Annotated in this window: 14 protein-coding genes and 1 pseudogene; 8 read left to right on the forward strand and 7 right to left on the reverse strand. The window is 72.7% G+C overall.

The window, feature by feature from the left end:
• Positions 1-88: 88 nt before the first annotated feature.
• Both ACFZBP_RS20505 and ACFZBP_RS20510 read left to right on the forward strand, forming a co-directional pair.
• The gene (locus tag ACFZBP_RS20505; protein ID WP_391415120.1) at positions 89-970 is read left to right on the forward strand and encodes an SIS domain-containing protein; all 882 of its coding nucleotides are present in this window, start codon (positions 89-91) and stop codon (positions 968-970) included.
• A 39-nt stretch (positions 971-1,009) separates the two neighbouring features.
• Positions 1,010-1,882: a ketose-bisphosphate aldolase gene (locus tag ACFZBP_RS20510; protein ID WP_391414880.1), complete on the forward strand. Its 873-nt coding sequence runs from the start codon at positions 1,010-1,012 to the stop codon at positions 1,880-1,882.
• Here the strand turns inward: ACFZBP_RS20510 and ACFZBP_RS20515 are convergent.
• Positions 1,872-3,005, reverse strand: coding sequence for a methyltransferase (locus ACFZBP_RS20515; RefSeq protein WP_391415122.1), 1,134 nt, complete (start codon positions 3,003-3,005; stop codon positions 1,872-1,874). The two genes, ACFZBP_RS20510 and ACFZBP_RS20515, sit on opposite strands and share 11 nt — an antisense overlap.
• A gap of 95 nt (positions 3,006-3,100) precedes the next feature.
• On the opposite strand from ACFZBP_RS20515, the pseudogene ACFZBP_RS20520 reads away from it, so the two are divergent.
• Together ACFZBP_RS20520 and ACFZBP_RS20525 are read left to right on the forward strand one after the other, a co-directional pair.
• Positions 3,101-3,756, forward strand: a pseudogene (locus ACFZBP_RS20520) (alpha-ketoglutarate-dependent dioxygenase AlkB family protein).
• A gap of 36 nt (positions 3,757-3,792) precedes the next feature.
• Positions 3,793-5,034 carry an ROK family protein gene (locus ACFZBP_RS20525; protein ID WP_383449072.1) on the forward strand — a complete coding sequence of 414 codons (1,242 nt, stop codon included), beginning with the start codon at positions 3,793-3,795 and terminating at the stop codon, positions 5,032-5,034.
• Between the two features lie 17 nt (positions 5,035-5,051).
• On the opposite strand, the gene ACFZBP_RS20530 is transcribed toward ACFZBP_RS20525, so the two are convergent.
• Complete coding sequence (locus tag ACFZBP_RS20530) at positions 5,052-5,339, reverse strand: hypothetical protein (RefSeq protein WP_383449075.1); 288 nt, start codon at positions 5,337-5,339, stop codon at positions 5,052-5,054.
• Between the two features lie 84 nt (positions 5,340-5,423).
• Between ACFZBP_RS20530 and ACFZBP_RS20535 the strand changes: the two genes are divergently transcribed.
• Positions 5,424-5,873 carry an RpiB/LacA/LacB family sugar-phosphate isomerase gene (locus ACFZBP_RS20535; protein ID WP_383449077.1) on the forward strand — a complete coding sequence of 150 codons (450 nt, stop codon included), beginning with the start codon at positions 5,424-5,426 and terminating at the stop codon, positions 5,871-5,873.
• Here ACFZBP_RS20535 and ACFZBP_RS20540 read toward each other — a convergent pair.
• The 3 genes from ACFZBP_RS20540 to ACFZBP_RS20550 are packed head-to-tail and all read right to left on the reverse strand — an operon-like array spanning position 5,860 to position 7,535.
• Positions 5,860-6,294, reverse strand: a complete 435-nt coding sequence (locus ACFZBP_RS20540) for a tautomerase family protein (RefSeq protein ID WP_383449079.1) — start codon at positions 6,292-6,294, stop codon at positions 5,860-5,862. The two genes, ACFZBP_RS20535 and ACFZBP_RS20540, sit on opposite strands and share 14 nt — an antisense overlap.
• A gap of 30 nt (positions 6,295-6,324) precedes the next feature.
• Complete coding sequence (locus ACFZBP_RS20545) at positions 6,325-6,897, reverse strand: DUF4865 family protein (RefSeq protein WP_391414884.1); 573 nt, start codon at positions 6,895-6,897, stop codon at positions 6,325-6,327.
• Between the two features lie 11 nt (positions 6,898-6,908).
• Positions 6,909-7,535 carry a TetR/AcrR family transcriptional regulator gene (locus tag ACFZBP_RS20550; RefSeq protein WP_383449083.1) on the reverse strand — a complete coding sequence of 209 codons (627 nt, stop codon included), beginning with the start codon at positions 7,533-7,535 and terminating at the stop codon, positions 6,909-6,911.
• A gap of 167 nt (positions 7,536-7,702) precedes the next feature.
• Here ACFZBP_RS20550 and ACFZBP_RS20555 point away from each other — a divergent pair, with 167 nt between their 5' ends.
• Genes ACFZBP_RS20555 through ACFZBP_RS20565 form a run of 3 tightly spaced genes read left to right on the forward strand, consistent with a single transcriptional unit; the run spans position 7,703 to position 11,324 of the window.
• Positions 7,703-7,984 carry an SHOCT domain-containing protein gene (locus ACFZBP_RS20555; RefSeq protein ID WP_062717299.1) on the forward strand — a complete coding sequence of 94 codons (282 nt, stop codon included), beginning with the start codon at positions 7,703-7,705 and terminating at the stop codon, positions 7,982-7,984.
• Positions 7,981-8,739 (forward strand): ABC transporter ATP-binding protein, encoded by a 759-nt coding sequence (locus ACFZBP_RS20560; RefSeq protein WP_383449086.1) that lies wholly within the window; start codon positions 7,981-7,983, stop codon positions 8,737-8,739. The genes ACFZBP_RS20555 and ACFZBP_RS20560 overlap by 4 nt, the downstream gene beginning before the upstream one ends.
• A 23-nt stretch (positions 8,740-8,762) precedes the next feature.
• On the forward strand, positions 8,763-11,324 hold the full coding sequence (locus ACFZBP_RS20565) for an FtsX-like permease family protein (RefSeq protein WP_391415124.1): 2,562 nt from the start codon (positions 8,763-8,765) through the stop codon (positions 11,322-11,324).
• An 86-nt stretch (positions 11,325-11,410) separates the two neighbouring features.
• Here ACFZBP_RS20565 and ACFZBP_RS20570 read toward each other — a convergent pair whose 3' ends face one another.
• Complete coding sequence (locus ACFZBP_RS20570; RefSeq protein ID WP_391414887.1) at positions 11,411-11,983, reverse strand: ATP-binding protein; 573 nt, start codon at positions 11,981-11,983, stop codon at positions 11,411-11,413.
• 184 nt (positions 11,984-12,167) lie between these two features.
• A complete protein-coding gene (locus tag ACFZBP_RS20575; protein WP_391414889.1) occupies positions 12,168-12,488 on the reverse strand; it encodes a hypothetical protein in 321 nt (106 codons plus the stop codon).
• Between the last annotated feature and the right edge of the window lie 23 nt (positions 12,489-12,511).

Genomic DNA, 12,511 nt, shown 5'->3' on the forward strand with positions numbered 1-12,511 from the left:
ATGCTTGATTCTGCTCGAAAACTAGCGATATCTTGCAAGAACAATCACCATCATGGCGATGCTCATCGAGAGCGTGAAGGACGGCGGCATGACGCATGTCGAGGACGAGCTCAACAGCCAGCCCGAGTGCTGGACCCGCGCGGCGACCGAGGCGACCGGCCTCGGCGGGGCCCTGCCCGAACCGGGGGAGCGGGTCGCGGTCGTCGGCTGCGGGACGTCGTACTTCATGGCACAGGCCTTCGCCGCACTGCGCGAGGGATGCGGCCGGGGAGAGACGGACGCCTTCGCCGCCTCGGAGTTCCCGCAGGGACGCGCCTACGACCGGGTCCTCGCCCTGAGCCGCTCCGGCACGACGACCGAAGTGCTCGACCTGCTGGGTGAGTTGAAGGGACGTACGCCCACCACGGCACTGACCGCCGACCCGGACACGCCCGTCATGACGGCCGCCGACGACGTCGTCGTCCTCGACTACGCCGAGGAACGCTCCGTCGTGCAGACCCGCTTCGCCACCACCGCCCTCACCCTGCTCCGCGCCCACCTCGGCCTGCACACCGACGCCGTCGTGGCCGACGCCCGCACCGCGCTCGCCGACGACCTGCCCGACGGGCTCGTGGAATGCGGGCAGTTCACCTTCCTCGGCCGGGGCTGGACCGTGGGACTCGCCAACGAGGCCGGGCTGAAGATGCGCGAGGCGTCCCTCGCCTGGACCGAGGCCTACCCGGCCATGGAGTACCGGCACGGCCCGATCAGCATCACCACGAGCGGCACCGCCACCTGGATGTTCGGTGAGGCACCCGAGGGACTGGCCGAACAGGTGCGATCCACCGGCGGACGGTGGATCGAGGGCCGCCTCGACCCGCTCGCCGAACTGGTCCGTGCCCAGCGCCTCGCGGTCGCCGTGGCCGCGGCCCGAGGCCTCGACCCGGACCGGCCACGCCACCTCACCCGCTCGGTGATCCTCACCCCCTGACACGCGCCTCACCCCGCACACGCCGAGAAAGGACAGGCCGTGCCCCTCGTGACCACCGGCGAGCTCATCACCCGCGCCGCCGCAGCCCGCTCCGCCGTCGCCGCCTTCAACGTCATCACCCTGGAGCACATCGAGGCCGTCATCGCCGGTGCGGAGTCGGTGGGTTCACCCGTCGTCCTCCAAGTCAGCGAGAACGCCGTCAAGTTCCGCTACGGACGCCTCCTCCCGCTCGCCCGCGCCGCCGTCGCCGCCGCCGAACACGCCGCCGTGCCCGTCGCGTTGCACCTCGACCACATCCAGAGCGACGACCTGCTGCGTCAGGCGCCGGACGCCGGGTTCAGCTCCGTGATGTACGACGCGGCCAGACTGCCGTACGCCGACAACCTCGCCGCGACGAAGACCGCCGTGGACTGGGCGCACGCCCAAGGGCTGTGGATCGAAGCCGAGTTGGGGCGGCTGGGCGGCAAGAACGGTGAGCCGCCCCTCGATGCCCACGCCCCGGGCGCCCGCACCGACCCGGCCGAGGCCCACGCCTTCGTCGCCGGCTCCGGCGTCGACGCCCTCGCCGTCGCCGTCGGCAGCTCGCACGCCATGACCACCCGCACCGCCACCCTCGACCACGACCTCCTCAAGCGCCTGGCCGACGCCCTGGACGTCCCCCTCGTCCTGCACGGCTCCTCCGGCGTCCCCGACGGCGAACTGACCGCGGCCGTCGCGGGCGGCATCGCCAAGGTCAACGTCGGCACGGCCCTCAACATCGCCATGACGGGAGCGATCCGGGACTTCCTCGCCGCCCACCCCGAGGCGGTCGACTCACGCAAGTACCTGAGCGTCGGCCGGGAGGCGATGGTGCGGGCGGTGGCCGACATCATCCGGGTCCTGGCGCCGGAGACCGTGACGGCTACCGCTTGACGGCCCTGAGCACCACGAACTTCGGGTCCCCGGCGACCAGTTGACTGTTGCCGAACAGCCGCCGCAGCTTCACGTGGTAGCCGAGATGCCGGTTGCCGACCACCCACAGCTCGCCGCCCGGCCGCAGCGCGCGCCGCGCCCCCGCGAACATCCGCCACGCCGTCGAGTCGGTCGTCGCCTGGTGGGAGTGGAACGGCGGATTGTTCAGCACGAGGTCCACACTCCCGGCCGGCACCCCCGCCAGCCCGTCCCCCACCCGGAACTCGGCGTGCCCCGGCACCCCGTTCGCCCGGTACGTCGCCTCCGCCGAGGCCACGGCCTGGAACGACTCGTCCACGAACAGCACCTCGGCGTCCGGATTCGCCAGGGCCATCGCCGTACCGACGACACCGTTGCCGCACCCCAGGTCCACCACGCGCCGGCCGCCCCGGCCGCCGGGCAGATGTCCCAGGAAGAACCGCGTACCGATGTCGAGCCGGTCGGCACAGAAGACACCCGCGTGATTGACGACCGTGCGCCCGGAGACCGGGCCGATGCCGTCGGGGAGGCCGTAGACGTACGGCCACGGGTTCGCGGGCCGCTCCACGGACGGCTCGGGCGTGCAGAAGATCAGCCGGGCCTTCCGCTCGGCGAGCGAGGTGCGGGTGGGGCCGAGGATCCGCTCGAACAGCTGGAGCGTCGAGGTGTGGATCTCCTTCACCATCCCGGTGCCGACCACCACCGTGCCCTCGTGCACCGCGGGCGCCAGCCGCAGCAGCTGGTCCTCCAGCAGCGCCAGGCTCTTCGGTACGCGCACGAGCAGCACATCGACCCGCTCCGGCGGTGGGTCCTGCGTGGTGCGGAGGCGCACGGTGCCGGGCTCGACACCGTGCCGGTCGAGGTTGGCCCGGGTCGCCTCCTGGGTCAGGTAGGAGTCGGTGATCTGCACCGGGCCGTGCGCCGCGAGCGCCGTGACCAGGGCGCCCCAACGGTCACCGACGACCACGACCGTCCCGGACAGCGGCACCTCCCGCTCGGCGAGATGCCTCAGGAGGTACTCGTCGGAGGCGTCCCAGGCGCGCAGCCTCTCACGGGGGTCCTCGGGGAAACGGGTCAGCGCGAGCTCGCCCCAGGGCGTCGTCATACGGTCGTTCATCGTGCGTCAAGGCTAAGCGACCCCGGCGAAGGCCAGGCACGCCCCGGGCCGCGGCTCGACGCCGGTGAGGGAGGATGGGAGGCATGGAGGCCGAGCTGTTCCCCCGGGAGCGCACGCAGGTCGCGCCGGGCGCGGTCCATGTGCCCGACTGGCTGGATCCGGGCCTGCAGCGCGAGCTGCTGGAGGCCTGCCGCACCTGGGCCCGGCCACCGGCCGGACTGCGCACGGTGCGCACCCCCGGCGGCGGCACCATGACCGCCCGCCAGGTCTGCCTCGGCTGGCACTGGTACCCGTACGGCTACGCCCGTACGGTCGTCGACGGCGACGGAGCCCCGGTGAAACCCTTCCCCGACTGGCTGGGCGAGCTGGGCCGCCGCGCGGTCCGCGACGCACTGGGCGAGCCGCGGGCCGCGTACACGGCGGCCGCGTACGACATCGCCCTGATCAACTTCTACGACGCCGACGCCGCATGGGCATGCACCGCGACAGCGACGAGCACTCCGACGCCCCGGTGGTGTCCCTGAGCCTCGGCGACACCTGCGTCTTCCGCTTCGGCAACCCCGAGACCCGGACCCGGCCGTACACGGACGTCGAGCTGCGCAGCGGCGACCTGTTCGTGTTCGGCGGCCCGGCGCGGCTGGCCCACCACGGTGTGCCGAAGGTGCAGCCGGGCACCGCACCGCCGGAGTTGGGGCTGACCGGGCGGCTGAACATCACGCTCAGAGTGAGCGGCCGGTAGGCCCCGGCACCTGCGGATCATGGGAGACTCGCCCTCATGAGCGGCAAGGCGGACCCCCGGACGGCGGGGGAAGGGACCACCTCGAGGACGCGGCTGGACCGAGGGCGCGGTGCGCTCGGACCCGCGTTGGAGCTCGTGCACACCGGACGCGCCCCCACGCGCGCCGTCCTCACCGCCGAACTCGGCGTGACCCGGGCCACCGCCGGCGCGGTCGCCGCCGAACTGGAGGCCCTCGGGCTGATCCGGGTCGACGCCCGGCCCGGCGCGGCCGCCGGCTCGCAGGGGCGGCCCTCCCACCGGCTGGCGGTCGCCGAGGACGGCCCGGTCGTCCTCGCCGCACAGGTGCACGCCGACGGGTTCCGGGCCGCACTGGTCGGCCTCGGCGGTCGTATCGTCGCCACCGCGCCCGGCCGCGAGACGATCGACGCCGATCCGGCGAAGGTCCTCGGCTCGGTGGTCGAGGCCGGCGCCGACCTGCTGCGCGCGACCGGCCGGCGCTGCGTCGGCGCCGGACTCGCCGTCCCCTCCGCGGTCGCGGAACCCGACGGCCTGGCGCTGAACCCCCTCCACCTCGCCTGGCCCGCGGGCGCGCCGGTACGCCGGATCTTCACGGAGTGCGTCCGCGCGGCCGGCATCACCGAACCGGCCTTCGCTGCCAACGACGTCAACCTCGCCGCCCTCGCCGAGCACCGGCACGGCGCCGGGCGCGGCTCCCGCGACCTGCTGTGCGTGGCCACCGGGCACCGGGGTGTCGGTGGCGCGCTGGTGCTGGACGGCCGTCTGCACACCGGCAGTTCGGGCCTGGCACTGGAGGTCGGCCACCTCACCGTGCACCCCGAGGGGAGACCCTGTCACTGCGGCAGCCGCGGCTGCCTGGACGTCGAGACCGACCCGCTGGCACTGCTCACCGCGGCCGGCCGTGAGCCCGGCCCCGAGGGCTCCCTGCTCCAGCAGGCCAAGGACCTGATCCGCACCCAGTACGACGACCCCGCGGTCCGCACGGCCACCGAGGCCCTCATCGACCGCCTCGGCCTGGGCCTGGCCGGCCTGGTCAACATCCTCAACCCGGACCGCATCATCCTGGGCGGCCTGCACCGCACCCTCCTCGACACCGACCCCGACCGCCTGCGCGCCGTCGTCGCCGACCGCAGCCTGTGGGGCCAGAGCGGCGGCGTCCCGATCCTCGCCTGCACCCTCGACCACAACAGCCTGGTCGGCGCGGCCGAGTTGGCGTGGCAGCCGGTGCTGGACGATCCGCTCGGGGCGCTGGTGCCCTAGGGGGATCAGGTCCTGGGTCACCGCTCGTCGGCGGTCTCCAGGATCCGCGTCCGGGGCGACCCGGCCAGCGCCGGCGCGTTCTCGGACGACGACCACACCCTCGACCTCAGGAACCCCAGGAACCGCTCGGCCTCCGCCACGTCGTCGAAGTCGAGGTCCACGACGACGTACGCGGGGTCGTCGACCGGCTGCTGGACACGGTAGTGGCGTACACCCGCGTCCGCGCGTGCCGGGGCGAACCGGTCGAAGGCCGTCTTCCACTTGGCGAAGTCCGTGATCGGATGCTCGATGTGCAGGGTCGGCATGGTTCCTCCTCGGCCGTTCCCACCGCTCCTCTCCATGCTCGGCCGCAGGCCGGGCGGGCGCATGCCCAGCGGTAGGCTCGGCACATGCGGATCTCGGTCTCCTCGGACATGGACGAACCCGTCGCCCGCCTCCTCGTCACCGAGCTGCGCGGCCGCGGCCACGACGTCGTGACCCACGGCGCCCTCAGCCCCGGCGCCGACCCCCAGTGGGCCGCCTGCTCCGCGGCCGCCGCCCGCGAGGTCGCCGACGGAAGCGCGGACCAGGCGGTCGTGTGCTGCTGGACCGGCACGGGCGCGTCGATCGCCGCGAACAAGGTGCCGGGCGTACGGGCGGCCCTGTGCACGGACGCCTACACGGCGGACGGCGCCCGCCGCTGGAACGACGCCAACGTGCTCGCCCTCAGCCTGCGCCTGACGTCCGAGCCCCTGCTCAAGGAGATCCTCGACGCCTGGTTCGCCGGCGAGGCCAGCGGTGACGCGGAGGACCGGGAGAACGTGGCCCGGATCGGACGCCTGGACCTCAGGGAGACGTGAGGTCGGCGGGGGCGGGGGAGTCGACGGGAGCGGGCGAGTCGGCGTACTGCGCCACCCCGTCGCCGAACGACCAGTTGATCGGCTCGTTCTCGATCAGGTTGACGAACACGTTCCGTGGCTCGGTCCCCGCGTAGTCGTGGGCGAGTTCGGCGATCCTCCGGTACAGGGCCTGCTTCTGCGCGGGGGTCCGCCCGGAGCGCAGGGTGATCGTGACGTAGACGAGGCCGTCGTCCCGGTGGATGCCCAGATAGTCGGGGTCGTAGCGGAGCGTGCTGTGGGTGCCGTCATGGCCGACCAGTACCTGGAACCGGTCGTCGGACGGGATCCCGACGGCCTCCACCAGGGCGTCGTGCACGGCACGGCCGAGCGCGTCCAGCCGCTCGGGATCGGCTCCCAGGGCGTCGATGCGAACGAAGGGCATGTCCGGGTCTCCTCGCTGTGAACTTCCTTGTCAGCCCCGCGGCCGTTCCCGCCCGGGCGCGGAGACGTGCAGCACCTCGTACCTGTCGCCGTCGGCCTTGGGCGTGTCGTTCTCCCAGAGGGAGAAGTGGATCAGCTCCCAACGGCTCGCGTCCACGGCAGCCGCCGACAGCACCGAGCCGCCCTCGCGGGCGATCCGCTCGGTCTCCCGCGCCGCCTCCGCCATGACGTCGCTCAACTGTCCGCCGTCCGGCACCTGTTGGCGCCGCAGCACCGCGACCCGTCCGGGGGAGCCGGCGGCGCCGCCCTCCTCGTACGCCAGCCCGGACCACTGCCGTACCGACGGCCGCCCGAAGTCGTCGACGATGCCCTGGAAAGGGCCTCCCCAGAGGAAGGCGTTCATCCCCGCGACGGTGTTCCACAGATAGAACGGCGCGTACTGGTTGACCGGCGATCCGTGCACACCGCGCTCGCGCGTCAGGTACGCCTTGAGGCCCAAGCCCGGCCAGTCGTCGAGCAGATGCCCGCGGCTCGCGACGCGACGGCGGATGATCCGCATGTCGTAGTCGGCAGGCAGTGTGAGCTCGTACTGCATCGCGTGCATCGGGCGCCTTCCTAGCGGTCACGGTGCTGGTACGGGTCCTGGTCCTGGCCTTGGTCCTGGTGCGGCGCGAGAAGGGACAGCAGCCCCCGGACGCCCACGTCGAACGCGGCGGGCGAACCGGACGCCCGGGCGAGGACATAGCCTCCCTGGACGGTCGCGACGATCGTCGCCGCGATCGCCTCACCGTCGAGCCCGGACGCGAACTGTCCCCGCTCCTTGCCCTCCTCGACGATCCCGGCGAGCCGTTCGCGCAGCCAGTCGAGCGTCTCGTCGACCGGGGCCCGCAGTTCGTCGCTGGCGATCACGTCCGGGTCCATCGTCAGCCTGCCGACCGGACAGCCGCGCAGCACATCGCGCTCGCGACGCAGGTACGCCTCGATGCGCTCGTACGGCGTGCCCGGCCCGTGGAGTACTCCCGCGGCGGTAGCCCGCATCTCCTCGGCGGTACGGCGGATCGCGGCCAGTGCGAGATCCGGCTTCCCCTTGAAGTGGTGGTACATGCTGCCCTGCCCGGCGCCCGAACGCTCCAGGATCGCCTTGGGGCTGGTGCCCACATAGCCGCGCTCCCACAGCAGTTCGCGGGTGGACTCGATCAGCCGGTCCGGGGTGTCCGAGGTGCTCATGCCCTCACTGTACATACTAGTAGTTACAGAAGTCGAGCCCCAGGGGAGCAGAGCAGTCCGCCCCGCCTACTCCCCACGAGGTACGCACACTGCCGCTGGCCGTACGACGACTCGGACCCCCTTCCGGCGCGAGCCTCGAAGCATCACCGAACGAACCATCCGAACTCGGGAGATGACTCGAGATGCAGACCCTGGCTCACTTCGCCGACGGCGGCCCCGGCCCGTGGATCCTCCTCTTCCCGCTGATCTGGGCGGCCGTCGTGATCGGCGGCATCACCCTGCTGCGACGCACCGTGTGGCGCGGACGCCGCGGCCCCTGGCGGCCCGCCGCCGACGACAACTCACCCATCACCGTGCTCGGCCACCGCTTCGCCTCCGGCGAGATCGACGAGGACGAGTACTGGCGCCGGCTGTCCGTCCTGGACGAGCAGTTCGGCCGCAGCGGCAAGGGCGGTGCGGCATGACGACCGCGACCGTCACGACCACCGTGCCGACGGCCGCCCGCGTAGTCGACGCCGTGAAGGTGTACGGCACCGGCGACACCAGCGTGAGGGCCCTGGACGGGGTGAGCGTCGACTTCCCGGTCGGCCGCTTCACCGCGATCATGGGGCCCTCGGGCTCCGGCAAGTCCACCCTGATGCACTGCGCCGCCGGCCTCGACACGCTCACCTCGGGCACCGCCCACATCGGCGACACCGACCTCGGCGGCCTCGACGACCGCCGCCTCACCCTTCTGCGCCGCGACCGCGTCGGCTTCGTCTTCCAGGCCTTCAACCTGGTGCCGACGCTGACCGTCGCGGAGAACATCACCCTTCCGCTGGACCTCGCGGGCGGCAAGGGCGACCGGGAGTGGATCGACGCGCTGATCGACGTGGTCGGCCTGCGCGACCGGCTCCACCACCGCCCCTCCGAACTCTCCGGCGGCCAGCAGCAGCGCGTCGCCGTGGCCCGGGCCTTCGCCGGGCAGCCGGACGTCGTGTTCGCCGACGAGCCCACCGGCAACCTCGACTCCCGCTCCGGCGAGGAGGTGCTCGGCCTGCTCGGCCGCACGGTGCGCCAGACCTCCCGCACGGTCGTCATGGTCACCCACGACCCGGTGGCCGCCGCCCACGCCGACGAGGTCGTCTTCCTCGCTGACGGACGCCTGGTCGACCGTATGGAAGCCCCGACCGCCGACAGGGTCCTGGACCGCATGAAAGCCTTCGAGGTGCCCTCATGAACGCCGCGAACGCCATGAACGGCATGAACGCCTCCGTCCGCCTGAGCGTCTCCTCCCTGCGCGCCCACAAGCGCCGCTTCGCCGGTACGTTCCTCGCGGTCTTCCTCGGCGTGGCCTTCCTCGCCGGAACCCTCGTCATGGGCGACACCCTGCGCGCCGGCTTCGACACCATGTTCGGCAACGCCACCAGCGGCACGGACGCCGTCGTCCGCAGCGCCGACGCCGTCACCACGCCCGGCGAGAGCGAGGGCGTACGCGAACCGGTCGGCACCGATCTCGTCACCACGATCGAGCGGGCCCCCGGCGTCGCCGCCGCCGCGCCCGACATCCAGGGCGCCGGTCAACTCGTCGGCCGGAACGGCGACCCCATCGGCGGCCAGGGCCCGCCCACCCTCGCGGGAAACTGGATCACCGACCCGCAGCTCAACCCGTACCGCCTGGCCGAGGGCCGCGCCCCGCAGAAGTCCGGCGAGGTCGTCGTGAACCGGGGGACCGCCGAGCGCGGCGACCTGAGGATCGGCGACACCACGACCCTGCGCACACCCGACCCGGTCAAGGTGACCATCGTCGGCCTCGCGACCTTCGGCGGCGAGGACGGCATGGCACAGGTGACGTTCACCGGTATGACCCGGGCCGACGCCGAGAAGTACCTCACGGCTCGCCCCGGGGAGGCCGCGAGCATCCAGGTGCGGGCCGCTCCCGGCACCAGCCAGCAGGAGCTCGTCGACGAACTGACGACGGTGCTGCCCGACGGTGTCGAGGCCATCACCGGCCAGGAGTCGGCGGCCGAGAACACCGACATGATCTCCAGTCAGTTCCTGAACCTGTTCACCACCTTCCTCCTGGTCTTCTCCGGTGTGGCCCTCCTGGTGGCGACCTTCTCGATCCACAACACCTTCGCGATCGTCGTGGCCCAACGCACCCGCGAGAACGCCCTGTTGCGTGCCCTCGGTGCCTCCCGCCGCCAGCTCACCGCGTCGACCCTCGTCGAGGCGACCGCCGTCGCCGTCGCCGCGTCGGTGGCAGGTCTCGCGGGCGGCATCGGCATCGCGGCCGGCCTCCAGGCCCTGTTCCCGGCGATCGGATTCCCCTTCCCCGAGGCCGACCTGGTGCTGAAGCCTCTCTCCATGACCCTGCCGCTCGCGGTCGGCGTCGTGGTCTGCCTCGGCTCCGCCCTGCTCCCCGCCCGCCGGGCCGGCCGCACCGCACCCCTGGCCGCCCTGCGCGAGACGGCCGTCGACACCTCCGGCGCCTCCAGGACCCGAGCCGTCACGGGCATGGGCCTGATCGCCCTGGCGCTCGGCGTGACGCTCGGCGGAGTCCTGCTGACCCCGTCCCTCTGGCTGGCGGGCACCGGCGCCGTCCTCGCCCTGGCCGCCTTCGTGGTCCTCGGCCCGGTCGCCTCCACGACGGCCGTACGCATCCTCGGCGGCCCTCTCGACCGACTGCGCGGCGTCACCGGCGGCCTCGCCCGGCGCAACGCCCTGCGCAGCCCGAAGCGCACGGCCGCCACCGCCGGCGCCCTGATGATCGGCGTGGCCGTCGTGTCCCTCTTCACGGTCTTCGGAGCCTCGCTGAAGGCGACGATGGACCAGACGGTCTCCCGGTCCTTCGCGGGCGACGTGGCCGTCAGCACCCCGTCGTTCGGCGCGGGCGGCAGCGGCCTGAGCCCGCGCCTCGCCGCCGCGGTCCAGCGGCTGCCCGAGGTGGACACGGCCGTCGGCCTCGGCCGCGGAGTCGCCGAAGTGGACGGCAAGGGAAGGGCGTTGACCGTCACCGATCCGGTCGCCCTGGAACGCACCTTCGACCTCGGCACCGTCCACGGCTCCCTCACCGACCTCGGCACCCATGGCATGGCCATCACCCGGAAGGAGGCCGACAAGCAACACCTGACGACCGGCGACCAGGCCCGCCTCACCTTCACCGACGGCCGTACCGAGACCTTCACGGTCCGAGCGGTCTACGGCCGCTCCGAACTCGCCGGCGACTACGTCATCACCCGCGAGGCCTGGGCCCCGCACCGCACCCAGGACGCCGACACCCTCCTCGCCGTCTCCTTCAAGGACGGCGTGAACACGGACACGGGCAAGGCGGCGGTGGAGAAGGTCGCGGCCCGGTACGGCAACCCCGAGGTCCAGACCCGGGACGAGTACGCGCGGTCCTCGGCCGGCGGAATAGACATGATGCTCACCCTCGTCTACGCGCTGCTGGCCCTCGCGGTGCTCATCGCCCTCCTCGGCATCGCCAACACCCTCACCCTCGCCGTCCACGAACGCACCCGCGAACTCGGCCTCCTGCGGGCCGTCGGCCAGACCCGCCCCCAACTGCGCGCGATGGTCCGCTGGGAGTCGGTCCTCGTGGCGGCCTTCGGCACGGTCGGCGGCCTCGCCCTCGGCGCCTTCCTCGGCTGGGTCCTGGTCAAGGCCTCCGACGGCGCGAGCGACAGCGCCTTCGCCTTCGCGATACCACCCCTGCAACTCCTGGTCGTAGCCCTGGTGGGCGTGACCGCAGGAGCCCTGGCAGGCCTACGCCCGGCGCGCCGAGCCGCACGACTGGACGTCCTGCGCGCCATAGCCGCCGAGTAGCCCGTCCGCGCGACAGCGGCCCAGCCCGCTCACCGCCCGGCCGTCAGGCCACACCAGGTCAACCGACAACCCCCCTCACCGCCCGGTCAACCGACAACGGCCGACCGGGCGGGAGCATGCTCGGGCCGGCGCAGGTCGACCCGCGCTCCGACCTCCGCGAACCGCCGCGTGGGCTCCTCCACCGCGACGGCCACGGTCGCCGTGCGCTGCGGGGCCCGCGCCCGCGTGCCCCGTGCCGCCACCGGCGTGGGCAGGGCGAACCACACGACCTTGCCGGACTCGCCGTCCGGCCGCACGCCCCAGCTCTCGCTGACGGCGGCCACCATCGCCAGCCCGCGTCCGCAGGTGGCGAGCGTGTCGGCGTCCTTGGCCTCGGCGGCCTTGACGTCCGCCACGACCGGCAACCGCGGGTCGTGGTCGCGCACCGAGACCATGAGCCGGTCGAGCAGCAGCTCGATCTCGACCGTGCACGTCTTGTCCGGCTGGGCGTGCTGGTGGACGTTGGTCAGCAACTCGGTCACACCTAGCGCGGCGCGGTCGATCAAGGCGTCCAGATGCCAGTAGCGCAACTGCGCAGAGACGATTCTGCGGACCTGGCCGATCCGCGACGGCAGGGCTTGGAGCTCCACCGTGCAGTGCCTGCTTGGGTAACTGATCACGGCTGCGACTCCCCGACTGAAGAGGTCCGGAAGAACACGGAGTACGGATCCAGCAGAGCGCTTGAGGAAAACGGCCGCCTGCTGTCGTGGCCGGCGGGCTGGTTCGCAGCGTTATCGCCGGTAAACCCAGAGTGACGTGAGACCAGCGTGACGCAGGGCGTGCGGTACCGCAACTCGCGGTGACTCAGGCCTTACGCCCCGCGGCCTTGCGCACGGCCTCTATGAACCGGCGCGCCGCCGGTGGCCCCGGCTCGCCCGGGGCGGGGTCGTGATCGCCGAGGGTGAGCGAGTAGCGCTTGCCGTTGAGGTCCGCCAGCGCCCGGTCGTCCGAGAACCAGGGCTTGGACGCCCGGACGGCCTGCACCGGCGCGCTGTCGATCTCACTGCCGTAGCTGGTGAGCAGCTGCACCCTGCCGTCGCTGATGCGCACCTGTCCGGCCCGGGTCAGCGAACGCAGCCGCTTCCCGATCCGCACGCCAGTGGCCCTGAACTCCGGCTCCGCCATGCCCCGCCCCCTTGTGCGCGTCG

Origin of the sequence: Streptomyces sp. NPDC008086 (genome assembly GCF_042957325.1) — a bacterium.
GTDB lineage: Bacteria > Actinomycetota > Actinomycetes > Streptomycetales > Streptomycetaceae > Streptomyces.